Consider the following 25495-nt stretch of genomic DNA (forward strand, 5'->3'; position numbering starts at 1 on the left):
TATCGACATTGCCCCGTCGGAATAAGCGATGGCACGGCAAAATACTTTTGACCGGAATGCACGAATGCTCGGCTATTGTTAACCGTTGATCAGCAGATGACCGCCCAGCAGCGCCATGCCGATGAAAAATACCCGCTTGAATAACGCCGCACTGATGCGCTGGCGTATCACCTGGCCGAGCCACATCCCCAGCAGCGCCGGCACCAGCGCCAGCAGCGACGCGTTGATTTCACCCGCGCCCAGGTTGCCGCGCCAGGCCAACCCGGCGGCGAGTGCCAAGGTGGACACGCTGAACGACAGCCCCAGCGCCTGCACCAACTGATCGCGGTTCAGCCCCAACGCTTGCAGATAGGGCACGGCCGGGATCACGAACACACCGGTCGCCGAGGTAATGATGCCCGTGATCACGCCACACACAGGGCCCAGCCAGCGTTCGGCTTCGGGCGTCACCCTGAACGAGGGCAGGAACAACCCGCTGAGCGCATAGACCAGCAATGCTGCGCCCAATGCATGAACCACCCAGCCAGCGCCATCCATGCCCAGCCACAGCGTGCCCAGCCCGGTGCCGAGAAAAATCAGCAGCAGCATGGGCCACAGGCGTTTGACCAGCCCGCGCAGATGACCGCCGAACGCCAGTTGCCAGAGGTTGGTGACTGTCGACGGGATGATCAGCAATGCCGCTGCCTGTGCCGGCAGCATAGCCAGGCCGAGTAACCCCATGGCGACTGTCGGCAGGCCCAGGCCGATCACGCCCTTGACGGTACCGGCCAGCAGGAAGGTGCCGATTACCAGCAAAGTCAGGACGGGGCCGATGGTTTGGTAGAAGCCAAGGAAGGTATTCATGGGGCCATTGTGGGGCTTGCGGGTGGGGAGTGAAATCCGCCATATACTGAGGCAGACTCTTGTTTTGCATGAGGCTGGAAGGGTCATCGCAGGCAAGCCAGCTCCCACACTCGGATGTGTCCGCCCATCGACATGTGGGAGCTGGCTTGCCTGCGAAGAGGCCAGTCCGGTCACCCGAGAACCTCAGCCATGCCCTTTGACCTGATCGACCTGCGCCTCTACCTGCACACCCTCGACAGCGGCAACATCACCGCCGGCGCGGCCCGCAGTCATCTCTCCCTGGCCGCCGCCAGCGCGCGCATCCGCGCCATGGAAGCCGCGCTGGGCATCGAATGCCTCGAGCGCGGCCGCCGCGGCGTCACGCCAACCGCCGCCGGCAAGGCCCTGGCCCGCCATGCCCGGCTGCTGCTGCAACAGGCCGAGCATCTGCAACAGGACTTGGCCGAATACGCCAACGGCGTCAAAGGCCAAGTGCGCTTGCTGTGCAACACCACGGCCTTGAGCGAATATCTGCCGGAATTACTCGCGGATTTTCTACGCGAGCACCCCAACCTCGATATCGATCTGCAAGAACTGCCTAGCCTGCGGATCACCCAGGCCTTGCGCCAGGGCACGGTCGACCTGGGGATTATTTCCGACGCGGTCGACACCCATGGCTTGCAGACCCTGTCCTTTCGCGATGACCCGCTGGTGCTGATCATGCCGCTGGATCATCCACTTGCCACGCAACACGTGAGCTTTATTGACAGCCTGCAACACGACTACGTGGGTCTGGCTGCCCACAGTGCGTTAGCGGTGTACCTGGAGGAACAAGCGTTGCACGCCGGATTCCGCCTGCAGACACGCATCCGCGCCGACGGTTTTGATGGGCTGATGCGTATGGTCGCCGGCGGCGCTGGCCTGGGCATCGTGCCCCAGGCCGCACTCGAGCGCTGGCCGGCCGAGCGACGCTTTAAAACCCAGCCGCTCAATGAGGACTGGGCCTGCCGCACGCTGCTGTTGGCTGCGCGCTCGTTCGAACAATTGCCTGCCTACGCCAGCGCCTTGCTCAAAGCACTGGCCCGACCCTTGCGGAATATCCCGTAATCATCGCCGGCAAAATCTTGAACCTGTGGGGGCTGGCTTTTCTGCCCGGCCGATACGCTCAGCTGTATTACGAAAAGTTTACGCAGAGTAATATCTGCCCCCTCAGCACTTCAGAGGGCGATGCGGCATGCATCCCCCTCAAGAAAACACGTAAAAGGGTATGTTAATGGCGGATCACATGGTTAACCCGGCAGGCCTCAAGCGCGGCCTGAAGAACCGGCATATTCAGCTGATCGCCTTGGGCGGGGCGATCGGCACGGGGTTGTTCCTCGGTTCGGCCGGGGTACTCAAGTCGGCGGGACCCTCGATGATCCTGGGCTACGCGATCGCCGGTTTTATCGCGTTCCTGATCATGCGCCAGCTTGGCGAAATGATCGTCGAGGAACCGGTGGCCGGTTCCTTCAGCCACTTCGCCCACAAATACTGGGGCGGTTACGCAGGCTTCCTGTCGGGTTGGAACTACTGGGTGCTCTATGTGCTGGTGGGCATGGCCGAACTGACCGCGGTGGGCAAGTACATCCAGTTCTGGTGGCCGGAAATTCCAACCTGGGTCAGCGCACTGGTGTTCTTTGTCGCGGTGAACCTTATTAACACCCTCAACGTGAAGGTCTTCGGTGAAGCCGAGTTCTGGTTCGCCATCATCAAGGTGGCGGCGATCATCGGCATGATCCTGCTCGGTTGTTACCTGCTGTTCAGCGGCACCGGCGGCCCGCAAGCAAGCGTGAGCAACCTGTGGAGCCACGGCGGGTTCTTCCCGAATGGCGGCATGGGGCTGTTGATGTCCATGGTGTTCATCATGTTCTCGTTCGGCGGCCTGGAACTGGTGGGCATCACCGCCGCCGAGGCCAGCGAACCGCGCAAAGTCATCCCGAAAGCGATCAACCAGGTGGTGTACCGCATCCTGATTTTCTACGTCGGCGCCCTGGCCGTGCTGCTGTCGCTATACCCGTGGGATCAACTGCTGCAAACCCTCGGTGCGTCGGGTGACGCCTACAGCGGCAGCCCGTTTGTGCAGATCTTCTCGTTGATTGGCAACGACACTGCCGCGCACATCCTCAACTTCGTGGTGCTGACAGCGGCGCTGTCGGTGTACAACAGCGGCGTGTACTGCAACAGCCGCATGCTGTTCGGCCTGGCCGAGCAAGGTGATGCGCCCAAAGCGCTGATGAAACTGAACAAGCAAGGCGTGCCATTACGGGCGCTGGCGGTTTCGGCGTTGGTGACAATGTTGTGCGTGGTGGTCAACTACGTGGCGCCGCACAGTGCGCTGGAGTTGCTCTTCGCGCTGGCGGTTGCTTCGCTGATGATCAACTGGGCGCTGATCAGCCTCACCCACATCAAGTTCCGCAAGGCCATGGGCGAACAAGGCGTGACGCCATCATTCAAGACCTTCTGCTTCCCGTTCAGCAACTACCTGTGCCTGGCGTTCATGGCGGTGATCATCAGCGTAATGCTGGCGATTCCGGGGATTAACATGTCGGTGTACGCAATGCCGGTTTGGGTGGGGGTGATCTACGTTGCCTACCGGTTGCGAGTCCGCAACAGCAATGCGGTGGTAAGCGCACCGTAATAGCTGTGGGAGCCGGGCTTGTGGTGATTCGAAGATCATCAGGGGCCTGCGCTTCTGGGCATCTCGGTGTCGAGTTCAGACCACTGGCGCAACGCCCAAGGCCGTAGGGTGGATCTTTCCACTCACTGCCCTGGAGCCATCATGTCCAAGCCCATCACCGTACTGCGCGACACCCACCCACTGCCGGTCCTGGATGCCTGCAAATGGGAAAAACTCGAAGGCGACCCGCACACCGTCAACCTCAACGCCTACACCAGTGAAGACGGCAGCAAGATCATGGGCACCTGGATCTGCACGCCAGGCAAGTGGTACGTGGACTACGTGAAGTGGGAGTACTGCCACTTTCAGGAAGGCTACTGCATCATCACGCCGGAAGGCCTGGAGCCGATTCACCTGCGGGCTGGGGATATCTTTGTGGTGGAACCGGGAATGAAGGGGACATGGGAAGTGGTGGAGACGGTGCGTAAGTATTTTGTGTTTGCTTAAAACCGGGTTTGCAAACGCAAAAAAACCGCCCCTAACGGCGGTTTTCTATCGTGCTGCTCAGCGGACCTGGCCAGCCAGGGGGCCTGTTGGCTCCATGTCCTTACCATACTTAATAGCCACGCTGAAAAATCTTTTCTGGTTGGCAGATGTCGAGTCACCAAGCTTTTTATAAGCCTCGGCAGCAAACATCTCGACCCATTGCGCGTTTGCCTTGCGGGCAGCTGTTTTCATAAATCCAAGCCTCCGTAAGCCTTGTACATGCGCCCCATACTAGGTGCCCTCCACTGAAATCACAAGGCGCCGCTGTTCGTCATAACTGAAGCCAAGTCGCTCATAAGTGGGTACGGCTTCAAGCCGTGGCTCTTGAATTTCGATGCGAGAGCACCCGATCACACGTGCGTATGCGTCGATGGCGCCCAGGGCAAGCGCAGCAATCAAGCCTTTCAAGGGATGTTTACCATCCGAGCAGCCTTCGAGGAGCACGATCTTGATCGTGACCCTACTGTCGCGAGGCGTCGCATAACAAAGGCCGCATAGTTGTTCATCATGCCAAATCGACAAATCAAAACCTTTGGCATCCAGCGTTTTCCAGGCAGGAACATCCTCCCATGGAAATTGCGCGTCACCTCCCCAAAGGTGAAACGCTTCTAGCGCACGGCCATCAATCACATCAAAACGGACTTTTGACGCATCGAGCCACTGATGGCCCAATTCAGCCCACTGATCGACAAATGACGCCAGCGCCGACTTTTTCGATTGGGACTGAAAGACCAGGTATTTGAGCGAACGCGAGTATCGACGTGCCATAACGATCAAAGTCTTATGCGTGCTGTGGAAAGATCAGAACGCCGCGTTTGCAGCGAAAGGGCGCAAACGGTAGCAAGATCGGGTGTAGCCTTGGGCCAACGATGAATTCAAGATTTTTCAGGCGGATTCGCCACGCGCAATGGAGCCCTCCCATGACGGCTGACCTTGAAAGGCAAAAGATCGTTGTCTTCAGCGGTTCCGGCATCAGTGTCGAAAGTGGCCTGGACACGTTCAACGACGAAACCGGGCTGTGGATGGACCATCGCATCGAAGACGTAGCTACCCCCCAGGCATGGCATAAGCATCCTGCGCAGGTCCTGGCGTTTTATAACGAGTTGAGACAAAAGGCCTCTACCGCACAGCCCAACGCCGCGCACTCTGCCATCGCGCAGTTAGAGTCTCGGTTTGATGTCGTGGTGATCACCCAGAATGTCGACGATCTGCATGAGCGTGCAGGATCTACGTGCGTCTTGCATCTTCATGGTCAAATCAAGATGGCGCAAAGCTCTGTCGATGAGCAACTGGTTTACAAGATAGGCGACCAACCGATCTTGCTGGGCGACGTCTGCGAAAAGGGCAGCCAATTACGTCCCCACGTCGTCTGGTATGGGGAAAACGTACCGAATATCGGGGAGGCGCAACAGCATTTCAAAAACGCGAAGAAAGTTCTGGTTGTGGGAACATCACTGACCACTCAACCGGCCGCAGGCTTGGTGACCAAAGCCAGTTATGCGGCTGAAAAGGTTCTGATCGGACTGGCCATGCCGCGCAAACCCTATGGCTATGAATTCATGCGAGGAAAAGCCTCAAGCCTGGTGCCTTACGTGGTGGGATGCTGGCTGAAAGGCCAGAAGGCGCGCTGAGCCGCAAAAACCCGGGAGCCCCACGCATGATAGGCCCCCGGAAACGCCCTATTCAGGCTTGCGGTAACTGTTGATGATCGCCGAGAAGTCCTTGCCCCCCTCTCCGCGATGACTCATCGATTGATACAACTGATGGGCCACCGCGCCGAGGATCACCGGCTGTTTTGCCTGACGCGCCGCCTCGGTGGCCAGGCCCAGGTCCTTGAGCATCAGGTCGGCACCGAATCCGCCGGTGTAGCCGCGCGATGACGGCGCGGTTTCGATGACGCCCGGCCATGGGTTGTAGGTATCGGAGCTCCAGCAGCGCCCGGTGGAGCTGTTGATGATCCCCGCCAGGACCTGGGTGTCGATGCCCAGCGCATCGCCCAAGGCCATGGCTTCGCTGACGCCGATCATGCTGATGCCCAGCAGCAGGTTGTTGCAGATCTTGGCGATTTGCCCGGTGCCTACCTCGCCGCAGTGCACGATGTTGCGGCCCATCTGCGCCAGCACCGGTTGCAGGGTGGCGAACAGTGCCGGGGTGGCGCCGACCATGAAGGTCAGCGTGCCAGCCTGCGCGCCGCCGGTACCGCCGGAGACGGGTGCGTCGGCCATCACCACGCCTTGCTTGGCGGCGGCCGCCGCGACGTCGCGCGCGGTCTGCGGGTCGATGGTGCTGCAATCCACCGCCGGCACGCCTTGGCCGATGCCGGCGAGCACGCCGTCTTCATTCAGCCACACGCTGCGCACATGGGCAGCAGCCGGCAGCATGGTGATCACCAGTTCAGCACCGCTGGCCGCATCTCGCGGTGAGTCGCTGATGCTTCCACCCAGCGCGGCGAGTTCCTTGAGCACCGTTTGGTTCAGGTCAAACAGGTTCAGCGCGTGGCCCGCCTTGATCAGGTTGCGGGCCATGGGCGCGCCCATGTTGCCCAGGCCGATAAATGCAATCTTCATGATCGTCTCCAGAATCAGCGCAGGTTGATGGTGGTGTTGACGCCATCGTTGACCGTGTCGTCATCGAACCAGCGGCTGGTGACGGTTTTGGTCTGGGTGTAGAACTGCACCACCTGCTTGCCGTATGGGCCCAGGTCGCCGAGCTTGGAACCGCGCGAACCGGTGAAGCTGAAGAACGGTACCGGCACCGGGATAGGGATGTTGATGCCGACCTGGCCCACGTCGATCTCGCTCTGGAACTTGCGCGCCGCCGCGCCGCTCTGGGTGAACAGGCCAGTGCCGTTGCCGAACGGGTTGGCGTTGACCAGGGCGATGGCCTGGTCGAGGGTGTCGACTTCCAGTACCACCAGCACCGGGCCGAAGATCTCTTCGGTGTAGATACGCATGTCGGTGGTCACGCCCGAGAACAGCGTCGGGCCGACGAAGTTGCCCTGCTCGTAACCCGCAACCTTGATATCACGGCCGTCCAGTTCCAGCTTGGCGCCTTCTTTCACGCCACTTTCGATCAGCTCCAGAATGCGTGCCTTGGCACGCTTGGAGATCACCGGCCCCACGTCGGTACCGGCTTCGCTGCCGGCGTTGACCTTGAGTTTCTGCGCCAGCGCCTTGAGGTCCGGCAGCCATTGTTTCGACGCGCCCACCAGCACCACCACCGAGGTGGCCATGCAACGCTGGCCCGCCGCACCGAAACCGGCGCCGACCAGGGCATTGAGGGTGTGTTCGCGGTTGGCATCCGGCAGCACCACGGCGTGGTTCTTGGCGCCCATCATCGATTGCACGCGCTTGCCGTGCTTGCCGGCCAGGTCATACACATGCGTGCCCACGGCGGTCGAACCGACGAAGGACACGGCCTTGATGTCTTTATGGGTACAGAGCGCATCCACCACGTCCTTGCCGCCGTGCACCACGTTGAGCACGCCGGCCGGCACTCCGGCTTCCAGCGCCAGCTCCACCAGCAGCAGGGTCGACAGCGGGTCCTGCTCGGAGGGCTTGAGGACGAAGGTGTTACCGCAGGCGATCGCCATCGGGAACATCCACAGCGGAATCATCGCCGGGAAGTTGAACGGGGTAATACCGGCACACACGCCGATCGGCTGGCGCAAGGTGTAGGTGTCGACACCACCGGCGACGTTCTCGGCGAACTCGCCCATTTGCAGGGTGCCGATGGAACACGCGTGTTCCACTACTTCCAGCCCGCGGAAAATATCGCCCTCGGCATCGGCAATGGTCTTGCCCTGCTCGTTGCTGAGCACCACGGCAATGCGCTTGGAATGTTCGCGGATCAAGGCTTGCAGCTTGAGCATGATGCGCATGCGCGCGCCGATGGGCGTCAGCTTCCAGGTCTGGAAGGCGCGATGGGCGGCGTCGATGGCGGCGTTGACTTCATCGGCAGTGGCGAACGGGACTTTGGCCAGCACTTGCTGGGTGGCCGGGTTGACGATGTCCTGCCACTCGGTGGTCTTGGACTCGACCCATTCGCCGTTGATCAGCAACTTGACCTGTTGCACGGAAATATCGGCAGATGCGTTCATGTGGTCTCCAATCTTGTAGTTATGCAGAGACAAGGCGCGTGAATCGCCTTGGGAATGAGGCGTTTTTGGAGTATAGATGTGCAAATCTCTAATAAGAACGCACATAAAAGCCGGACCAATATGCAAAAAAACATCACGTCGCTGGGCTCCCTGAACTGGGATGACCTCAAGTTTTTCCTCGAAGTGGCCCGCACGCGCAAGGCCAGCGTCGCCGCCAAGCGCCTGGCGGTGGACTACACCACGGTGTCGCGGCGCATCAGTTCACTGGAAGTGTCGCTCGGTACGCTGCTGTTCGAAAAATCCCGGACCAACGGTTTTGTCCTCACCACCGAAGGCCAACGTTTGCTCGGCTACGCCGAATCCATCGAAAGCACCCTGCACATGGCCTGCGAACAAGTGTCCGGCTCCGGCGTGGCGCTGTCCGGCCATGTGCGCATGGGCTGCACCGAAGGTTTCGGCAGCTTCTTCGTGACGCCGCAGTTGAGCCACTTCGTCGATACCTACCCGGCGATTTCGGTGGACATCCTGCCCCTGCCGCACTTCATCAGCCTGTCCAAGCGCGAAGCCGACATCGTCATCGCCCTCGAACGCCCGGAACATGGGCCTTATGTGTGCTGCAAACTGTGCGACTACAAGCTGCAGTTGTACGCGACCCAGGACTACCTCGACCAACACCCGCCTATCCGCAAACCGGCGGATTTGGCCGAGCATCCGTTTATCAGCTATGTGGATGATCTGGCGTTCAGTTCGGAGTTGCTTTACCTGGCAAATGTAGTGCCCGGCGCCAGCGCGAGTTTGCGAAGTACCAGCGTGATTGCGCAGTACGTGGCGGCGCAGCAGGGGCGGTCGATGGCGATATTGCCGTGCTTTCTGGCGGCGCAGGATCCGCGGTTGCTGCCGGTGCTGGGGGATCAGATTGCGATTACGCGCCAGTTCTGGATGTATTGCCGGGAGGATTTGCGCAAGTTGAAGCGGATCACGTTGTTGTGGGATTACATCAGGGAGGTGACGGAGCAGAATCAGGGGTTGTTGATGGGGGAGACGCGGGAGATGCGGTTTGCCAGTCAGGTTTCTGGATAAGCCAGCGCGGGCTCAGGTCTCCGATCTCCCGCTTGGCTCGATGTCTGGAGAGTTGCCAAACCAAATGTTCCGACCAGCCAATCCAAGGAGGATTTGCCGGAATACTTTAACTGCGCCTGCCGTGATTTCTTCTGTTCCAAGTAGATCTAACAACTTGTACTCAAGCATTCCTCAGCTGGAATCGTTGTATGGAGCGCCCAAAAACCGCCTACGCAAATACTAAGCGTAAGCCTGCTGCTTGCATCAAGGACATTGTGGCCTGCAGATTTGAAGCCAAAGTCAGAATGGGATTAGATGCTTGCTGTAGCCGAATTTAACACCCGATGCAAAAAAGCCCCCGCACTCCCGCTGTTTTGTGCAGCTCTGGCACTCATGCGCGTACTCATTCTTCCAGTCGCTGATTGACTTCCGGTAGTAGGGCTGAATGTCCGGATTCACCAAGCACAGCTGATGGTTATAGACCGAGATATTCATACCGTATTTGGCCAGAATGCCAACCGATTTGCTGAGCGTGTCTTTGTACTCGACCGGGTCGATCCACAGCTCATCAAGATTGGCCCTGGTGAAGCCCATCATCTCAAGGCCCATCAGCGCCACATGGTCAACAAACAGCAGATTGCGTGCGATGAACTCACACAGTTCAGGCAAGCGCTGCACCGATAGTTTGTGAATGACAACTCTGATCTCAACCTTCTGACCCAAGCGCTTCAGATTGAGGATACCCTGAATGGTTTCATCGAACGCGCCTTGGGCCTGGACGATGTAGTCATGCAGCGTCGGATCGTCTGAATAGACAGGGATTCCGATCATCGCGTCGGGCAATTCAATCCGCGCATACTTTTCAGCGAACGCTGGGTCTTTGAAGCTGCGCCCGTTCGAGAGAATATGGATTGCGGTTCTCGGCAGATAGCTTTTTGTCAGGCTGATGATCTTAAGGAAGCGCTCCCGATTGGTCGTCGGCTCGCCCCCAGTAAACCCCAGCTCGCGGGTATCTTTTGGTATAAGCGGAATCAGGCTCTCGATTTCGTCAAGTATCCACGAGTCATCAGCTGCCTTAGGCGGTTGTGAACACATAAGACAGTAATGATTGCATTGCTCGGTGACCAAGATGCTGTTGTGCGGCGACGATGCTCGGAACAGTACGCTAATGCTCTGACGATCAGCTGAAAGCCGGATAATGTCACCATCACCGATGTAGCTGTAGTCATTCGGTAGGAGCGAGTAATCAGAGTCGGAAGGCAGTAGCTCAACCAACTGTCGATGTTTCTCAAGCAGAAGGTAGTGCGCGAATCCTCGGGGGATCTCCTGATCGGAAGCCAAGTAGGCTATTTCCCGTCGCAAGACTTCTGGCAAATTCCGGCTGGTCGACACTTTGAGCAGAGTAAGATTCCTATGAACATTAACCGCATGGATGCGGATAATCTTTCCGCCGAGTTTCAGCATCGGTTGGCCCACCCCATAAAAATCCGTTTTGTTTGCTCATCATGTCGCATCAGCTCAATGAGATGCTTGAAAATCGCCATATTTCGCTTGCAGAAAGAGGACTCAGGTTTTCTTGCTACAACGTCTTTGTGAATGGCGTGATGGTAGACAGGCTCCGCTCCACAGTAAGGTTCAAATGCACAGTCAGAGCACATTGGAGCGCTTAAGGTGAAAGAGTTTTCCAGTGCATCCAGAAGCTGATCAGAGAGGATGATCTCCTCATATGAGTGTTCAAGAATGCTGCCCAGTCGAAACGTATGATCTCCCATTTCGGCAAGCATACGGCTTTCATCTGAGGCGTAGACCGATCCGTCGTAGTTGAAAACGATGGCTGCGATACCAGCACCGGCAGGGTTCATCAAATCAACGAACCCTGGGTCCCCTGATGTCAGCATTTTTGTCAGCACGAGCGAAGAATATTGCTCTACAAATCGTATGCCGGACTTGTTTAGCTCAATGATGTACTCAAGGCCCTCCTTGTAAAATTCCAGCCAGCGTTCCGTGTCATACGACATGAATTTTTTGGTCTTGATCGCAAAGCCGTAAGGGGAGAGCGTGCGGAGGAAGATGCCATCAAAGCCCAGGCGCAAGTATTCATCAATGATGTCGCGTGCTCGTGGCAGGCTCTCATCTGTGGTTGTCATCAGGGCTGATACTTGGTCATAGCCGAGGGCTGCACGGGCTTTCTTCAAGCCTTCCTCGAAACGCTGATGACTATCTCTGCCCGGGCGTGGGCGATTTGCATTATGCAGATCCATTGGCCCGTCGAGCGAAGATGAAAGAACGATGTTGTGCTGCTTACAGAAGTCGAGCACGTCATCGGTCAGTAGCGAAAGCGTGGTCGCAATGACGAACTGTAGGTCACGTCCTTCCTTGACGTTACGTTTTTTGGCCTCAAGAACAACGTACCTCACCATCTCGAAGTTCAGCAGCGGCTCTCCACCCTGAAATTCAATTTTGATGGCGGGATTGGGAGACATAAAGACAAAATCCAATGACTTGTCTGCCATCTCTGTGGTCATGTCGAATTCGTCTTTGCTTTCCGACTGCCTTGAAACCTGACAATACGGGCAGCTATGGTCACACCGAAGAGTCACTACAAAGATATGCAGATTAGTGAACTCGGGCAGCCTGGACAATCGCGTACGAATTTTGAGAGCCAGAAGCTGAAGTGGCGCTTGCTCATTGGTGAAGCGAATGAACTGCTTGGATCGCAGCGTAGGGATCAGCTCTGATGTGAGCGGAAGCATCTTGCTAATGATCGGTTCAAGCATCGGCACCGGTATGACATGAAATTCGCCTGCCATGTTGGTAATGACGTACTCGTCGTCATTCAGACGGTCGAACTTAAAGGGCAGCAACTCGTAGGGACGTTGTTGCGCGTAGAACTCCAGCTTTTGGAATTTACTCACTAATCAGCCCGGTTTTTGAAAAGGCCAGTCCGAGTATCAGGTTCTTGATCGGTTGCGTCTCAACTGCCAGTCGGTGGCGAAGCTGATAATCGAGCGCATCCTTCTTGAACTCTTGGACCGCAGACAGAAAGGACTGCTCGTCCACACCGATATTCGATGACAAAGCGCAGACAATCTGTCCCCCATCGGAGGTGATATCAACCGTCAGGGCATTGATCGATCGATATGCAGCTTTCTGCAAAACCTGCGCGTCATAAAGCCGCTCATCAAAAAGGAGCTTATGAGAGAAATCCATTATCGACCCGAATAGTGGGAGCTGTGGGAACTATGCGAAGAGTGGGAGCTATGGGAGCTGTGATAAGCCATCATCTGCCCCTGGTCCCCGCGTTTGAGAACAAAGGCAAACAAATCGTTGCCACCACGGACCGAAAGATTCTCGCTTCGGGCTTCAGCTTGAAATGTGTTCTTGGCTTCAGAGCTGGGCTCGACAACCTCATAAGTAGTTAGAGCGGAAGCTTGTTCTGTAGCAACGGCTGCAGCCAAAGTGGCCAAGGGAACCAGAAAGGAGCGCTTTTTCATTGCAAATGTCCTTATCGATGTGATGGTTATTCGGCTCAGTGTCAGTGACTCCCGCCAATGATGTCAATGTAGTATCGACTAATGGCCTTTTACTCACCCACATCCGACAATCGACACCCTTCTGATTTCTGACCTCTTACCGCAGGCTAACGGAGCAGAATCGGGGGTTGTTGATGGGGAGACGCGGGAGATGCGGTTTGCGGATTAAAGGGCCATCAACGACGATTCGCTTTAATTTGCAGGACGTTTCCTAGAGAATCTCCGGCCTATTGCGCTGTACCGTTTGGATCACTAGCCTCCCTGGGTCGCTGCACATCAGCGATCGGGTTTAGCGATCCGGGCTCAAGCGTGACACTGCTTCCAACAGCATCAGCTGGCGTTTGTCAGCTTTTAGCGTTTTATGGCGGCTGTGTGCGGGAGACTTTCGAGTCTACCCGGGATGCGCTCTGGCCCGGATCGCTAACCTGCACACAGCTGCCACCCTCTTCATGTTTAGCGATGTGATGTGGCGGCTCTACTTCAGCAGAGAGCAATCATCATGAGCAAAATCATTCCCGATCCACCGCTTTCCTCCCTCACCACCCTCGGCGTCGTCACCTTCGGCGACTACGGCGAAAACGAAAAACCGCTGTTCCGCGTCAACGCCGGTATGCCACTTCACGAAGCGCTGGAACACGCCTCTACCCTGCTGTTCTATTCCAAAAAACTCGCGATGGAAGCCGCCATGGATGTGCGCGGCGAGCAGTACGCGTGGGCTGCGCATTATCTGTGTGAGATGGGTAAGGCTGTGGTGGATGACTTGACGCAGGCGATGACACCGAGCCGTTAAGCGAACACCGGTTCAAGTACACCACAAACCAATGTGGGAGCGGGCTTGCTCGCGAAAGCGGTGGGTCAGTCAACATCAATGTTAGCTGTGCCGACGTCTTCGCGAGCAAGCCCGCTCCCACAGTTTGATTGCATTGCAGATTGAGGCTGGGTGAGTTCGCCTACTCCGCTATGACCACAATCGACACCCGGCGATTCTCGGTTCGCCCATCGACAGTGTCATTGGACGCCACCGGGTGGCTGCTGCCCAAGCCGCGCAGTTGGACGTTTTCTTCTTTCATGCCCACACCGGTCAGCACCGTGGCCACGCTTTTGGCGCGGCGCAGGGACAGTTGCTGGTTGTAGGTTTCTTTGCCCGATGCGTCGGTGTGGCCGTCGATACGCACGCGTTCGATACCCACGCCCAGCAAGGCCTTGCCGATGCGCTGGACGATCTCGGTGCTGGCGGGGTTGAGGGCTTCTACGTCGCTGCCAAACAGCACTTTGCCCGACAGGCCAAAGGCCCAGCCCTCTTCGGTCAGTTCAAAGCCTTGCTGTTTGAGCACCGCCACCTGTGCCGGGGTCAGGCCCTTGGGGGGCGCTGTCTGGCAGCCGCCAAGGGCGAGCAACGCCACCAGCAAGGTGATGAACATGAAACGCGCAGTCAAAAACAAGGGATCAACTCCTGTGTGGAACGTTGACGGCGCAATGCTCCGATTCCGCCGTTTGCTGGCCGCCCGAGGCCAGGCGCTTGGCCTGGTACATCGCCGTGTCGGCGGCATTGAGCAAGGTGCCGGGGGTGGCGCCATGATCGGGGTAGACCGCGATACCGATACTGAGTGAGGTCAATACCTGAGTGTTGCCGGGCACGGCGATCGGCGAGTCCATGCTGGCGATGATCTTGTCGGCAATGCGCTCGGCATCTTCGACCTTGTGCAACGGCGCCAGCAGGATGGCGAACTCATCGCCGCCCAGGCGCGCCACCAGATCATCGTCACGCAACTGCGCACGTACACGCTCGGCGATGGCCACGAGGACGGCATCGCCGGCGGCATGGCCAAAGCTGTCATTGATCTCTTTGAAACGGTCGCTGTCGAGGTAAAGCACCGCCACTTGTTCCTTGGCTCTGGCGGCGATGCGCAGGGCACGGATCAATCGGCTCTCGAAGAACGCGCGATTGGGCAGGCCGGTGAGGCTGTCGTGGTTGGCTTTGTGGGCCAAGGATTCGTTTTCGCTTTGCAGGTGGTTTTGCCAGGCTTGCATCTCGCCCAGCAAGGCGTTGAAGTCGCTGCCCAGGCTGTCGAGTTCGGCGATGCGCGCTGGCGGCACGCGGCGCTCGAAGTCGCGCTGGCTGCGCGCCGCATGGGCGACGGCGGCGAGGCTTTGCAGCGGCCCGGTAATACCGCGCAACAAGCGTCGCGCAAAGTGCAGGGCGACCCACGCGCTGAGGGCGGTGCAAATGAGGATCCCGGCCAGCCCGCTCAACAGGAAGCGCAGCAGGCTACCGCCGTGACCGGTGAGATGAATGCTGCCGATGGTCTGTCCCTGGTGCAGGATTGGCTGACTGATCGGTTGATCAAGCAGCGCATGGGCGAGCTCCAATTCCACCCGCGAGAGTAGGCCGGTATCCGGGCGTATCCACTGCGCCAACAACTTGCCATTGGCATCGAAGACTTCGGCCTGGGCCACCTCTTCGGTGGAGGCGATCAGGCTCAGGGCTTCGGTGGCCGCTGCACTGTCGTTGAACACCACTGCGGCTTCCACGGTGTAGCTGATGGAGCGCACGATCAGGTGCAGGTTGTGTTCGGCATAGACGCGCAGCGCGAGCACGCCAAGCAGGGTCAGTGAGATGCTTGCCAGGGTCACCGCCACCAGTGCCAGGATCAAGTGCCCTCGGCCAATGACCGAACGCAGGGTCGGTCGCACCTTAACTGCCGTCATGACGCAGGCGCTCGGCGACGCGACAGCTGCAGCACGCTGGGATGAATGCGCACGCCGCTGCGGGCGACCGAATCGAGGTTGACCTCGAAGGACACTTGCTCATCGCCCACCCGCAGGCAGAACAGGCTGCCCACGGTGCACTGGTCGCCGCCCTCGCTGATGCTGAGCACCGGGTGGCCGGCCAATGAGTTGAACAGTCGGCTGCGCTCATCCACGGTGAGTTTGCCGATGTACACCGCATCACAGGCCTCGACGATATCGGAACGATCGGCCAGCAAGCGCTGCACCACCACCGGACGACCGGTGGCCTGGGTGGTACCTTTGATCAGGTCATCGGTGTATTGGGTCGGGCCGACAATGCACAGGCGCAGTTGCGCGGGCTCCACCGGCCACCGGGCGTAACTGAGGATACCCAGCACCACTTGGGTCACCGCCTGGGCGCGGTGGTCTGCAAGGCCCACGGGATCCGGCGCCTGGGCGAAAGCGTGCGGCGCAAGCACCCACAGGATCGCCATCGGCAGCATGCGTCTCCAGCTCAAACTGCGCTCTGTGGGCGAGACAGCCAGGTTCATGCCGCGATTCTCTCAGGTGTGTTCGAGTGGATGCCGCAACGATAGCACAGCGTCGGACACTTCTGACGGCTGCTCCAACTCCAGCATCAAGCCACTCAAGCGCTTGACCTTGCGCCGCACCGCCTCTTCAAACACGCCGCCACGGGGCTCGATCAGGCTGAACCAGCGCTTGGCCCGGGTGATGCCGGTGTAGATCAACTCCTTGGTGAGCACCGGATTCAGCGCATCCGGCAGGATCAACGCCGTGTGGGTAAATTCCGAGCCCTGGGATTTGTGCACAGTCATGGCGTACACGGTTTCCACATCATTCAGACGGCTGGGCAGCACAAATCTTACGCCGCCCTGGCCATCGTTACGTGGGAAAGCCACGCGCAGCACCTGGGGGCCGCCGTCGCTTTCGGGCAGTTTGAGGGCAATGCCGATATCGCCATTCATCAAGCCCAGGCCGTAATCGTTGCGGGTCATCAATACAGGGCGGCCTTCGTACCAGTGCTCGTCGCCTTCGATCAGCCGCACCTTGCGCAAGGCGGCGGTGATACGCAGGTTCAGGCCTTCCACGCCCCAAGGGCCCTTGCGCACCGCGCACAGCAGTTGGAACGCATCGAAGGCTTGCAGCAGTTGCTGCGCCCAGTGGGTCCAGGCGGGGTCTTCGCGCGGGGTGTCGGGCCCGGGCCGCGCACTTTGCAACAGGTTGAGGTAATAACGATAACCTTGGGCGCCGTTGCTGCCGTGCCCGTCCAGGACCAGACGCTCCAGGGCATGATCGTGCTCGCCCTTGAGGCTGAGGCAGAACAAGTCGTTGTGGCTGCCAGCGGCCAGCAGCCTGCGCGCCTCTTCGGCGTTTTGCTGGTTGACCCAACGCGCCAGTTGGCCGATGCCACTGCCCTCGCCGAAACGGCGCGAGTAACGCAGCATCACCACCTGCTGGGCCAAAGGGTGGCTGGCGTCGAGGTCTTCGTGCAAGCCGCTGCCACTGAGGTCTTCGCCGCTGACGGCTTGCAGCCATTGGCGGGTTTGTGGGCTGTACCAACCCGCTTCGGCGTCGCGGCACAAATCGCCGAGCACGGCGCCCGCCTCGACCGACGCGAGTTGGTCCTTGTCCCCCAGCAGCACCAGGCGTGCATGGGGCGGCAAGGCGTCGAGCAGGTTGGCCATCATTTCCAGGTCGATCATCGACGCTTCGTCCACCACCAGCACATCCAGGGGCAGCGGGTTGCCGACGTGATGGCGGAAGTGCCGCGTGCCAGGACGGCTGCCCAGCAGGCGGTGGACGGTGGTGACCTGGGTCGGGATTTTTTCCTTGACGCTGCCCGGCACTTGCAGCGACAGCACTTGCTGGCTGATGGACTCGGTGAGCCGTGCGGCAGCTTTACCGGTGGGCGCCGCCAGACGGATGCGCAACGGATTGCCGGTCTCCACCGCCGGCGCCTGTAACAGCGCGAGCAAACGCACCACCGTGGTGGTCTTGCCAGTGCCGGGGCCGCCCGTGACGATACTGAACGCACCACGAGTGGCCAGGGCGCAGGCGAGCTTTTGCCAGTCGATCACGCCGTCGGGCGGCGGTTGGTCGAACAAACTGTTCAGGCGCTGCGGCAAATCGGCGGCGACTGTTTCCCGGGTGGCCAGACGCAGGCGCAAGGCGGTGTCGATGCGTCGCTCGTAGGTCCAGTAGCGGCGCAGGTACAGGCGCTTGCCGGACAGCACCAACGGGCGGCTTTGGGCGGACTCACTGCCGTCCACGGCCAGCGCGACCAGGCGGCTTGAGGCCAGCGCATGGCACCAATGGGCGCCATCGAGCCCATCCAGCAACTGCGAGGGCAACAGCATGGCCCCGGTTTGCAGGTCACCTTCTGGCGGCAGAGACAGGGCGAAATCCGGCGCCTTGAGGGTTTCGAACACGTCGAGGCAGACGTGGCCATGACCCAATTGGTGACTGGTCAGCGCCGCTGCCAGTAGCACCAAAGGATCGGACTGTGGATCAAGCTCATGCAGGAAGCCGACGAAGGCTTTGTCCAGGGCGCGCAACCATCCGCGATCGACCCAGCGTTCCAGCAGTTGCACCAGGTCGGCGGCGAGGCTCAGGGGCGCCAGTTCCTCGAGCGGTAACGGCGACAGGCTCATAACAACACTCCTTGTTCCCAGGCGGGCTCAACCTTGGGCGGTATGGGCTTGCCCTGGAACAGCAGGTCCAGGCCTTCGATCAATTCCCGTGGCGGCCGGGTGAAATACGCCCCCTGGCTGGTGGACTGGGTGCCGCGCAGGAACAGGTACAGCGCGCCGCCGACATGGCGCTCGTAGTCATAGTCGGGCAGTCGCGCCTTGAGTTGGCGGTGCAGGGCCAGCAGGTAAAGCACGTATTGCAAGTCGTACCGATGCTCAAGGATCGACTGTTCCATGGCGTCGTGTGTGTAGGCCGAATCGTCGGGGCCAAGCCAGTTGGATTTGTAATCGGCCACGTAATAGCGGCCGTCATGTTCGAAGGTCAAATCGATAAAGCCTTTGAACATACCGTTGAGCAGCACTGCTTCAGCCGCGACACGGGACACACCGTTGTGGGTGTATTGGCACACCAGCTTGTCGAGGGCCAGCACGTCGACCTTATGGCTGGCGAACCAGAACTCCATTTCGATCTGGTACTGCTGCAAACCGCTGAGGGCCACGTGGCCGTTATCCACAGGCAATGGCGTTTGCAGCAGGTGGCCGAGCCAACCGCTGAGGGTGATGATCCAGCCTTCCCAGTTACGGCGGTTGCAGCGGGCGCCCATGGCTTTTTCGATAGCCTCGGGGGTGACGTTGAAGCGCTCTTCACCCGCCCATTCCAGCAAGCCGTGGAGAAAGGTCCCGGGGTTGGGCCCACGTGGGAAACGGTGAATATCACCGCCGGACGCCGCCACTTCACGGGGCGCATCAGGGTCGAGGCGCTCGTCATCGAACAGCTTCTGGGCTTGTGGGCTTTCCGGCGCTTCGGGGCTGGCCGCGCTCATGTTGTCGCCGATGCGCAAGGCACTGTAGGAAGCAATCCACCAGTTTTCGGCGGCCTTGCGCTTGGGCAGCAAGGGCGCTCGCAGCGTGGCTTCGTTGCGCGGCGGGTGAAAGAGGATGTCTCGCGCCTCGGGCACCTGGCCATAGTCGATGGCGGCGCAACCTTCCTGCAGGTCCAGCAACCAGCGCGCCAGGCCTGCGGATTCCCCCAACGGTGCACCCGCGCCAAGCAAATAGCCCAGCGCCGAGAGGTGCAGCACCGAACTGCTGCTGTTGCCGCGCTTGAGGTCGGCGATGCCGAGCCAGCAGGCATGTTTGGCGCGGGTCAGCGCCACATAGAACAGGCGCAGGTCTTCGGCGAGGCGCTCGTCGTCGGCCTGGGCGATCAACTCAGGCGTTGGGCGCAGGCTGACTTGGGATTTGCCGTGTTCGTCGTGGTAATGAAGGGGCAAGCGACTGCCATCAACCGGTTTGGCTGAGCAGATGAACGGCAGGAAGACCAGGTTGTATTCCAAGCCTTTGGATTTGTGGATAGTCACCACCTTGACCAGTTGCTCGTCGCTTTCCAGGCGCAGGATTTGCTCCTCCCCGGCCTGGCCGGACAGCGCCAGATGCTCGGCCAGATGACGGATCAGCGCCTGTTCGCCGTCCAGCTCGGAGGCCGCCTGCTGCAGCAGTTCACTGAGGTGCAGCAGGTTGGTCAACACCCGTTCGCCGTCGCTGCGCGCGATCAGGGTTTGCGGCAGTTTGAAGTCGTGCAGCAGACGACGCAGCATCGGCAGCACGCCTTGGGTGCGCCAGATCGCGCGGTAACCACGGAACTGCATGACGCGGCTTTCCCACGCGAGTTCGTCCTGGTTCAGACGCTCCAGTTCCGGCAGTGACAGGTTCAGCGTGACGCAGGCCAGGGCGGCGCGCAGCGGGCGTTCGACATCCGGTTCGGCGCACGCCTTGAGCCAGGCCAGCAGGTCGTGAGCTTCCTGGGCCGCAAAGACCGAATCTTTGTCGGACAGGTAAACACTGCGCACGCCGCGTGCGGCCAATTCGGCGCGCACGGCCTGGGCTTCCTTGCCGTCGCGAACGAGGATGGCGATATCTGATGGAAGCACGCCATTGAAGCTCGCGTCCGGCTGCAGGAAACCGGCAGTGCCTTGCTGTCCGCCGTTGAGTAATTCAACGATGTGCGTGGCACACGCGGCCGCCAATTGCTGACGATAAATCAGGTTGGAAACAGGCTGATCGGTGGACAAGTGCCAGAGGTTCAGCGCCGGCAGCGTCTGGCCATTGACCTGCAAGTGTTCCTTGCGGCCTTGGGACAACACCGAGTGAAACGGCACTGGGTTTTCGCCATCCGGTTGGCGGAACAGGAACGCGCCACGGCCCTGCTCCGCGCGCTGGAACACATGGTTCACCGCCTCGACCATCGCATGGCTGGAACGGAAGTTGGTGCCCAGCGTGTGGTGGCGGCCGGTCGTGGATTGGCGGGCGCGCAGGTAGGTGTAGATGTCGGCGCCACGGAAGGCGTAGATCGCCTGCTTGGGGTCGCCGATCAGGAACAGGCCACTGTCGGGGTGGTTTTCTTCGATGCGGTAGATATTGTCGAAGATGCTGTATTGCACCGGGTCGGTGTCCTGGAACTCGTCGATCAAGGCCACCGGGAATTGCTCGCGAATCACACTGGCCAGGCGTTCGCCGCCATCGGCTTGCAGCGCGGCATTGAGACGAATGAGCATGTCGTCGAAGCCCATTTCGGCGCGTCGGCGTTTTTCTTCTTCGAAGCGTTTGCCCACCCAGCCGGCGGCGTGTTGCAGCACGGCGGCATCGGGCGTTGGCAGCGCATCAAGGGCCTGCTTGAGGCCGGCCATGGCGTCGATACCGGGATGCCGCGGCGGCTCGCGCTTCCAGGCTTCGGCCATGCCGTCGGGCGTCAGGCGAATGAAGCCGGTGCCGATGTCCAGTTGTTCCAGGGATTCGTCAGCGGCCCAGGCGCTGATCTTTTCGAACCAGGGTTCAAAGTATCGCGCTTGCATCTTGCGACCGTCGACGGTCTTGGCGGCGACCGCTTGCAGGCAGAGGTCGCGTAGCTCGGCGGCCCATTGCAGCCAGGGCGCCTTGAGAGTTGTGAGCGCTTCGCGACGTTCTTGCAGGCAAGCCATGATCAGCTCAGCCGGCTCGCGGGTTTCATTGGTGGGCCGTTCGCTGCCGAATAGCGCGCGTACGCGCGGCATCAAGGCGGCCGGGCCACCCCAGTTGTTGCGCACCCAGTTAAGCGCGTCGTCGTGCATCGGGTAGCAGAACAGCCGCCAGTAATCGCGCAGCACTTCGCCAAGGAGGTCGCTGTGGTCGGTTTCCAGGGTCTGGGTGAACAGGCTGCCGCTATCGAAGGCGTGTTCACGCAGCATGCGCTGGCACCAACTGTGGATGGTCGAGACGGCGGCTTCGTCCATCCATTGCGCGGCGATGTCCAGGCGGTTGGCGCAGGCGGGCCATTGTTCGGCTGGGTAGTCGTCGCGCAGGTCAGCGATCAGGGCGTCGGGTTGCTCGATTTCTGCGCGGAAAAAGCGTGCGGCTTCAGCCAGGCGGATGCGGATGCGTTCGCGCAATTCCTTGGTGGCGGCGTCGGTGAACGTCACTACCAGGATTTGCGGCGGCAACAGCTCGCGGCCAAAGCCTGATGGGTCACCACCATGGCCGAGCACCAGGCGCAGGTAAAGCGCAGAGATGGTGAACGTCTTGCCCGTGCCGGCGCTGGCTTCGATCAGTTGGCTGCCTTTGAGCGGGAAGGCCAGGGCCAAGGGTCTGCCGATCATGCGCATGCCTCGCTGGTGAGGGATCGCCAAGCGGCGTTGATCAGTGGGCGGTACAGGGTTTCGCACCAGCCTTCGAATTCTTCACTCGCGACCAGCGCGGCGTAGTCGGGAAATTGCCGGGTGAGCGCCGGAGTTTCGCGACGTTCGCCATCGGTGGTCAAGCCATCGCCTTCGTAGGCCTTACAGGCTGCTGCTTCGGCTTTGACGGGATCGGTTTGGCCGAGCCAGGCAAAAGCGGTTTTGACGGCCACAGGCAGCGGCTTACTCATGCCGGTGTGCCAGGCGAGCAGCAGATGGCCGAGGATTTCCTGCGCATCGGCTTTCTCCAGAGGGGGCAGCAACAAGGTGTCGTCGCTGGCCACCAGGCCGGTACTCAACGGCAGGCCGCAGGCGCAGGCCACCACGTGACTGACCCAAGGGCGAATCAGTCGATGCCACTTGCGGGTCTTGATCGAGCCAATGCTGTTGGGAATGGTGGTGACGCTTAGCAGGCCGCCATCACTGCGCCGATGCAGACCGCTGATCCAGCCCTCCAACTGAATACCCTGATGCTCAAAACTGACCGGTTCGGCAGCGGTGTGCGGGGTGGGCCAAAGGGCGAGTAATTGTTGATAGCGGTGCAGCAGATCGGGCAATGGCTCAATCAGTTCGTTGCGCAGGCATTCACCGAAACCAACCATCGGCAACAGGCCACTGCCTTGCAGACGCAATGCCTGGGCATTGAGGGCGTGGTCGAGTTGATCGGGCTGGGTGAGTGCAGCGTTCAGCAGGCTGTCACTCAGGTTGTAGCGCTGCAGTGCGTCGAGAACGAAAGGTTCTTCGTCGGCCAGCGGCACTTCGGCGGCTTCGAAGAATACTTTCAGGCGCTGGCTGAAGAAATGTTTGACCGGGTTGCGCAGGAAGTCCTGTAACTGGCCGAGACTCAGTGGCTCTTCCTGTTCGTGCGGGGTCAGGTCGTGTTCTGTCGGGACGGCGTCGGATGCTTCGTGGAGCAATTGCCATTCGCGGGCGTAACTGAATAGCGCATCGCCTTCATGGAAGTAGCGGGCGCTGAACGGCTGCAACGGGTGCTCTTGGGTCATGGCGTCGATAAGGGGTTTGTCGTTGTTTGCGTGATGCCAGCCACTGGCGAGATGGTCGCGCAGTTGGCCGATCAATACCGAAGCCGGGCGGTCGCTGTTGTCGCGGATGCTACGGCCCACCCAACTGACGTAGAGCTGGTCGCGGGCTGACAGCAGCGCTTCGAGCAGCAGGTAACGGTCGTCTTCACGGCGCGAACGGTCGCCGGGACGGTAGTCACTGCCCATCAGGTCGAAGTCCAGCGGTGGTTGGGCGCGCGGGTAATCACCGTCGTTCATGCCGAGCAGACAAACGAGCTTGAACGGGATTGCACGCATGGGCATCAAGGTGCAGAAATTGACCGCACCGGCAAGAAAGCGTTGGGACAGGCGGCCTTGGTCCAGACCCGCCAGCCAGGCTTCACGGACTACGGTGAGGGGTAATTCGTCCTGTAGGCCTACGGACTCGCAGGTTTCCAGCCAGGTTTCGCGCAATTGCTCGAGTTGGCCCAGCAGGTAGTCGTCGTGCTCGCTGCTCGGCAGGAAAAAGAGCTGCATCAGGCGTTGCAGGCGTTCGCCCCACTCCGTTGGCGGTGCGGGTTGCGACAGCGCGTGATGCGCGTCATTCAGTGCGTCGAGCAAGGCCACCAACGGGCCGATCAGGGCCGCGTCAAGGCCGCCGATTTCGTCGTAGGGTTCGATGCCGTCATAGGCAGTACCGGTGCCTACGGCGTAGCCAAGCAACATCCGGCGCAGGCCGAAACGCCAGCTGTTTTGCTCCAGTTCCGCTGGCAGGCCGAGGCCGGCGCGCTGCTCGGCGTTGAGGCCCCAGCGGATGCCCGCACCCTCGATCCATCGGTGCAACGTGGGCAGGTCACGCTCCTTGATAGCGAAGCGTTCGCGCAGGGCCGGAACGTCGAGCAGGTCGAGTATTTCGCTGACGGGAAAGCGGCTGTCCGGCAGTTTCAGCAGATGCTCGACGGCGATCAGCAGGGGATCGCGGCCGCGTTGGCCTTGGTCGGTAAGGGTGAACGGGATGAAGCGTGAGTCATTGCGCTCAAGCTGACCGAAGACGGCGCGGATGTGCGGTGCGTAGCTGTCGACATCGGGGACCATGACGATGATGTCCCGGGGCCGTAGCGTGGGGTCGGCGCTGAAGCGTTGGAGCAGTTGGTCATGGAGGATTTCCACTTCGCGCTGTGCGCTGTGGGCAATGTGGAAGCGGATGGAGTTGTCATTTTCCAGGTCGACGGCAGGCCATCGCTTACGGGTTTCATTGAGCGGGCGCAGTTCGAGGATATCGTCCTGAAGCTGGTTGAGCAGTGTGGTGGGTTCGCTGTCGCTGAACAGGTCGATACGTCCATCGCGGAAGGCTGCACGGTAGCTATTCGGGTCGTCATAGCTATCCAGCAGGCTGATGTAGTCACGGCCTTGCTTGCCCCAGGCAGCCAGCAACGGGTGCGCGTGCTGGTGCAGGGTTTGCGGGTCTATGGTGACCGGCATGCCGGCTTTACGCGCCTGGCGTTTGTATTCGTTACGCAGCAGATCTTTGTCGGCAACGATGTCGGACCAATGGTGGCGACACGGGTTGTGCACGCAGAGCAGGACTTGACTGAAGCGTGCAAGACCGGCAAGGGCTTCAAGCGCCTGGGCCGGCAACGAGGAAATACCGAAAACGATGACTCGGGATGGAAGCCTCGCGGGGGCTTCCTCAAGCGTATTGATCCGTTCGATGAAACGTTGGTGAACGCCGGCGCGGCTTTGGGCCATGCCTGTTTCACCGACGTCCAGCAGCAACGCGCGCCACAGTTCGGCTTGCCAGCAGTTGGCGGGGTTGAGCGGTTTGGACTCGCCTCGGCCGTTGCGCAGTTGGTGGCGCCCGGCCGCCCAGTCTTCCAGCCAGTCGGCGCGGTAGACTTGGTATTGGTCGAACAAATCAGCCAGGCGCTCAGCGAGTTGGTAGCGTTTGCGCAGGTCTGTGTCGTGGGTGAGGAAGCGCTGCAGGGGTTCGAAGTGTGGTTGATCGATGAGTTCCGGGAGCAGGCGCATCAGGCGCCAGGTCAGAGGAGCTTTGTCGAGCAGGGATTTTGGCGGGATTTCGTCACGGCCCAAGACCATGCGGTAGAGCTGCCACATGAAGCTGCCGGGGAGTTGCACGTCGATTGCTGCAGCGATGCCGCAGCCGCCCATGTCGTCATCTTCCGGATCTTCAGCCAACGCCAACTTGAGCCATTGGGCGATACCGTTGCTTTGTACCAGGGCGATTTCGTTTTCCAGGGGCGCCAGGGGATAGCGACGCATCCAGCTGACCACCAGGCTGCGCAGTTCGTCCAGGCGGTTGCCATGAACCACCATGAATCCAGCACTGAGGGACGTCGCGTCCGGCATAACGGCTTCCTTGGGAAAAGCAAAATCGAGGGTGCGACTTTAGCACTGTGGGCCGTTATTGGCGGAACTGGGATGTTAGATGTCTTTTCGAGCGCCCAAAACAAAACCCCATCTGCTTTCGCAAATGGGGTTTCGGAATTTAATCTTGACGATGACCTACTCTCACATGGGGAAACCCCACACTACCATCGGCGATGCATCGTTTCACTACTGAGTTCGGGATGGGATCAGGTGGTTCCAATGCTCTATGGTCGTCAAGAA

21 protein-coding genes and 1 rRNA gene are annotated in these 25495 nt (G+C 59.9%); 6 read left to right on the top strand and 16 right to left on the bottom strand.

Annotated features, from left to right (window positions below; all coding sequences use genetic code 11):
- Positions 1-78 precede the first annotated feature (78 nt).
- Positions 79-843 (bottom strand): sulfite exporter TauE/SafE family protein, encoded by a 765-nt coding sequence (locus tag BLL36_RS02995; RefSeq protein ID WP_076949964.1) that lies wholly within the window; start codon positions 841-843, stop codon positions 79-81.
- Between the two features lie 189 nt (positions 844-1032).
- On the opposite strand from BLL36_RS02995, the gene BLL36_RS03000 reads away from it, so the two are divergent.
- The 3 genes from BLL36_RS03000 to BLL36_RS03010 all read left to right on the top strand — a co-directional run bounded on the left by BLL36_RS03000 (position 1033) and on the right by BLL36_RS03010 (position 3985).
- A complete protein-coding gene (locus BLL36_RS03000) occupies positions 1033-1929 on the top strand; it encodes a LysR family transcriptional regulator (protein ID WP_076949965.1) in 897 nt (298 codons plus the stop codon).
- Positions 1930-2095: 166 nt separating this feature from the next.
- A complete protein-coding gene (locus tag BLL36_RS03005) occupies positions 2096-3499 on the top strand; it encodes an amino acid permease (protein ID WP_076949966.1) in 1404 nt (467 codons plus the stop codon).
- Positions 3500-3640: 141 nt separating this feature from the next.
- Positions 3641-3985 (top strand): cupin domain-containing protein, encoded by a 345-nt coding sequence (locus BLL36_RS03010; RefSeq protein WP_010206533.1) that lies wholly within the window; start codon positions 3641-3643, stop codon positions 3983-3985.
- Positions 3986-4042: 57 nt separating this feature from the next.
- Here the strand turns inward: BLL36_RS03010 and BLL36_RS30950 are convergent, their stop codons facing one another.
- The gene (locus tag BLL36_RS30950; protein WP_165448101.1) at positions 4043-4216 is read right to left on the bottom strand and encodes a hypothetical protein; all 174 of its coding nucleotides are present in this window, start codon (positions 4214-4216) and stop codon (positions 4043-4045) included.
- Between the two features lie 39 nt (positions 4217-4255).
- Positions 4256-4792, bottom strand: coding sequence for a hypothetical protein (locus tag BLL36_RS03015; RefSeq protein ID WP_076949967.1), 537 nt, complete (start codon positions 4790-4792; stop codon positions 4256-4258).
- 152 nt (positions 4793-4944) lie between these two features.
- Here BLL36_RS03015 and BLL36_RS03020 point away from each other — a divergent pair, with 152 nt between their 5' ends.
- Positions 4945-5655, top strand: a complete 711-nt coding sequence (locus tag BLL36_RS03020) for an SIR2 family NAD-dependent protein deacylase (protein ID WP_076949968.1) — start codon at positions 4945-4947, stop codon at positions 5653-5655.
- A 48-nt stretch (positions 5656-5703) separates the two neighbouring features.
- Here the strand turns inward: BLL36_RS03020 and mmsB are convergent, their stop codons facing one another.
- Both mmsB and BLL36_RS03030 read right to left on the bottom strand, forming a co-directional pair.
- Positions 5704-6591, bottom strand: coding sequence for a 3-hydroxyisobutyrate dehydrogenase (gene mmsB, locus BLL36_RS03025; protein WP_076949969.1), 888 nt, complete (start codon positions 6589-6591; stop codon positions 5704-5706).
- A 14-nt stretch (positions 6592-6605) separates the two neighbouring features.
- Entirely contained in the window at positions 6606-8123 is a 1518-nt protein-coding gene (locus tag BLL36_RS03030; RefSeq protein ID WP_076949970.1) for a CoA-acylating methylmalonate-semialdehyde dehydrogenase, read from the bottom strand.
- 120 nt (positions 8124-8243) lie between these two features.
- Between BLL36_RS03030 and BLL36_RS03035 the strand changes: the two genes are divergently transcribed.
- A complete protein-coding gene (locus BLL36_RS03035; protein WP_076949971.1) occupies positions 8244-9203 on the top strand; it encodes a LysR family transcriptional regulator in 960 nt (319 codons plus the stop codon).
- A 279-nt stretch (positions 9204-9482) separates the two neighbouring features.
- On the opposite strand, the gene hxsC is transcribed toward BLL36_RS03035, so the two are convergent.
- Genes hxsC through hxsA2 form a run of 4 tightly spaced genes read right to left on the bottom strand, consistent with a single transcriptional unit; the run spans position 9483 to position 12676 of the window.
- Positions 9483-10646 (bottom strand): His-Xaa-Ser system radical SAM maturase HxsC, encoded by a 1164-nt coding sequence (hxsC, locus tag BLL36_RS03040; protein ID WP_076949972.1) that lies wholly within the window; start codon positions 10644-10646, stop codon positions 9483-9485.
- On the bottom strand, positions 10640-12097 hold the full coding sequence (gene hxsB, locus BLL36_RS03045; RefSeq protein WP_076949973.1) for a His-Xaa-Ser system radical SAM maturase HxsB: 1458 nt from the start codon (positions 12095-12097) through the stop codon (positions 10640-10642). The genes hxsC and hxsB overlap by 7 nt, the downstream gene beginning before the upstream one ends.
- A complete protein-coding gene (gene hxsD, locus BLL36_RS03050; protein WP_076949974.1) occupies positions 12090-12392 on the bottom strand; it encodes a His-Xaa-Ser system protein HxsD in 303 nt (100 codons plus the stop codon). Before hxsD ends, hxsB begins: the two co-directional genes overlap by 8 nt.
- Positions 12392-12676: a His-Xaa-Ser repeat protein HxsA2 gene (hxsA2, locus tag BLL36_RS31570; protein ID WP_076949975.1), complete on the bottom strand. Its 285-nt coding sequence runs from the start codon at positions 12674-12676 to the stop codon at positions 12392-12394. Before hxsA2 ends, hxsD begins: the two co-directional genes overlap by 1 nt.
- 538 nt (positions 12677-13214) lie before the next feature.
- Here hxsA2 and BLL36_RS03060 point away from each other — a divergent pair.
- The gene (locus tag BLL36_RS03060) at positions 13215-13505 is read left to right on the top strand and encodes a DUF3077 domain-containing protein (protein ID WP_076949976.1); all 291 of its coding nucleotides are present in this window, start codon (positions 13215-13217) and stop codon (positions 13503-13505) included.
- Positions 13506-13665: 160 nt separating this feature from the next.
- On the opposite strand, the gene BLL36_RS03065 is transcribed toward BLL36_RS03060, so the two are convergent.
- The 7 genes from BLL36_RS03065 to rrf form a co-directional block, all read right to left on the bottom strand.
- On the bottom strand, positions 13666-14157 hold the full coding sequence (locus tag BLL36_RS03065; RefSeq protein WP_197678439.1) for an OmpA family protein: 492 nt from the start codon (positions 14155-14157) through the stop codon (positions 13666-13668).
- A 4-nt stretch (positions 14158-14161) separates the two neighbouring features.
- Positions 14162-15424 (bottom strand): diguanylate cyclase domain-containing protein, encoded by a 1263-nt coding sequence (locus tag BLL36_RS03070; RefSeq protein WP_076949977.1) that lies wholly within the window; start codon positions 15422-15424, stop codon positions 14162-14164.
- On the bottom strand, positions 15421-15996 hold the full coding sequence (locus tag BLL36_RS03075; RefSeq protein WP_076949978.1) for a YfiR family protein: 576 nt from the start codon (positions 15994-15996) through the stop codon (positions 15421-15423). The genes BLL36_RS03070 and BLL36_RS03075 overlap by 4 nt, the downstream gene beginning before the upstream one ends.
- 12 nt (positions 15997-16008) lie before the next feature.
- A complete protein-coding gene (gene recD / locus BLL36_RS03080) occupies positions 16009-18117 on the bottom strand; it encodes an exodeoxyribonuclease V subunit alpha (RefSeq protein WP_076949979.1) in 2109 nt (702 codons plus the stop codon).
- Positions 18114-21788 (bottom strand): exodeoxyribonuclease V subunit beta, encoded by a 3675-nt coding sequence (recB, locus tag BLL36_RS03085; protein ID WP_076949980.1) that lies wholly within the window; start codon positions 21786-21788, stop codon positions 18114-18116. The genes recD and recB overlap by 4 nt, the downstream gene beginning before the upstream one ends.
- Positions 21785-25234 (bottom strand): exodeoxyribonuclease V subunit gamma, encoded by a 3450-nt coding sequence (gene recC, locus BLL36_RS03090; protein ID WP_076949981.1) that lies wholly within the window; start codon positions 25232-25234, stop codon positions 21785-21787. Before recC ends, recB begins: the two co-directional genes overlap by 4 nt.
- A 143-nt stretch (positions 25235-25377) precedes the next feature.
- Positions 25378-25493 (bottom strand): 5S ribosomal RNA (gene rrf / locus BLL36_RS03095).
- Positions 25494-25495: the final 2 nt, after the last annotated feature.

This window comes from Pseudomonas cedrina subsp. cedrina (assembly GCF_001983175.1).
GTDB lineage: Bacteria > Pseudomonadota > Gammaproteobacteria > Pseudomonadales > Pseudomonadaceae > Aquipseudomonas > Aquipseudomonas cedrina.

Excerpts from the sequence above, each read along its gene's own strand:
- BLL36_RS03035 (WP_076949971.1), top strand. The coding sequence starts at position 8,244 with ATGCAAAAAAACATCACGTCGCTGGGCTCCCTGAACTGGGATGACCTC.
- BLL36_RS03015 (WP_076949967.1), bottom strand. The coding sequence starts at position 4,792 with ATGGCACGTCGATACTCGCGTTCGCTCAAATACCTGGTCTTTCAGTCC.
- BLL36_RS03005 (WP_076949966.1), top strand. The coding sequence starts at position 2,096 with ATGGCGGATCACATGGTTAACCCGGCAGGCCTCAAGCGCGGCCTGAAG.
- BLL36_RS03075 (WP_076949978.1), bottom strand. The coding sequence starts at position 15,996 with ATGAACCTGGCTGTCTCGCCCACAGAGCGCAGTTTGAGCTGGAGACGC.
- BLL36_RS03030 (WP_076949970.1), bottom strand. The coding sequence starts at position 8,123 with ATGAACGCATCTGCCGATATTTCCGTGCAACAGGTCAAGTTGCTGATC.
- recC (WP_076949981.1), bottom strand. The coding sequence starts at position 25,234 with ATGCCGGACGCGACGTCCCTCAGTGCTGGATTCATGGTGGTTCATGGC.
- BLL36_RS03000 (WP_076949965.1), top strand. The coding sequence starts at position 1,033 with ATGCCCTTTGACCTGATCGACCTGCGCCTCTACCTGCACACCCTCGAC.
- BLL36_RS02995 (WP_076949964.1), bottom strand. The coding sequence starts at position 843 with ATGAATACCTTCCTTGGCTTCTACCAAACCATCGGCCCCGTCCTGACT.
- mmsB (WP_076949969.1), bottom strand. The coding sequence starts at position 6,591 with ATGAAGATTGCATTTATCGGCCTGGGCAACATGGGCGCGCCCATGGCC.
- BLL36_RS03070 (WP_076949977.1), bottom strand. The coding sequence starts at position 15,424 with ATGACGGCAGTTAAGGTGCGACCGACCCTGCGTTCGGTCATTGGCCGA.
- hxsC (WP_076949972.1), bottom strand. The coding sequence starts at position 10,646 with ATGCTGAAACTCGGCGGAAAGATTATCCGCATCCATGCGGTTAATGTT.
- BLL36_RS03010 (WP_010206533.1), top strand. The coding sequence starts at position 3,641 with ATGTCCAAGCCCATCACCGTACTGCGCGACACCCACCCACTGCCGGTC.
- BLL36_RS03020 (WP_076949968.1), top strand. The coding sequence starts at position 4,945 with ATGACGGCTGACCTTGAAAGGCAAAAGATCGTTGTCTTCAGCGGTTCC.
- recB (WP_076949980.1), bottom strand. The coding sequence starts at position 21,788 with ATGATCGGCAGACCCTTGGCCCTGGCCTTCCCGCTCAAAGGCAGCCAA.
- BLL36_RS30950 (WP_165448101.1), bottom strand. The coding sequence starts at position 4,216 with ATGAAAACAGCTGCCCGCAAGGCAAACGCGCAATGGGTCGAGATGTTT.
- hxsA2 (WP_076949975.1), bottom strand. The coding sequence starts at position 12,676 with ATGAAAAAGCGCTCCTTTCTGGTTCCCTTGGCCACTTTGGCTGCAGCC.
- hxsD (WP_076949974.1), bottom strand. The coding sequence starts at position 12,392 with ATGGATTTCTCTCATAAGCTCCTTTTTGATGAGCGGCTTTATGACGCG.
- recD (WP_076949979.1), bottom strand. The coding sequence starts at position 18,117 with ATGAGCCTGTCGCCGTTACCGCTCGAGGAACTGGCGCCCCTGAGCCTC.
- BLL36_RS03060 (WP_076949976.1), top strand. The coding sequence starts at position 13,215 with ATGAGCAAAATCATTCCCGATCCACCGCTTTCCTCCCTCACCACCCTC.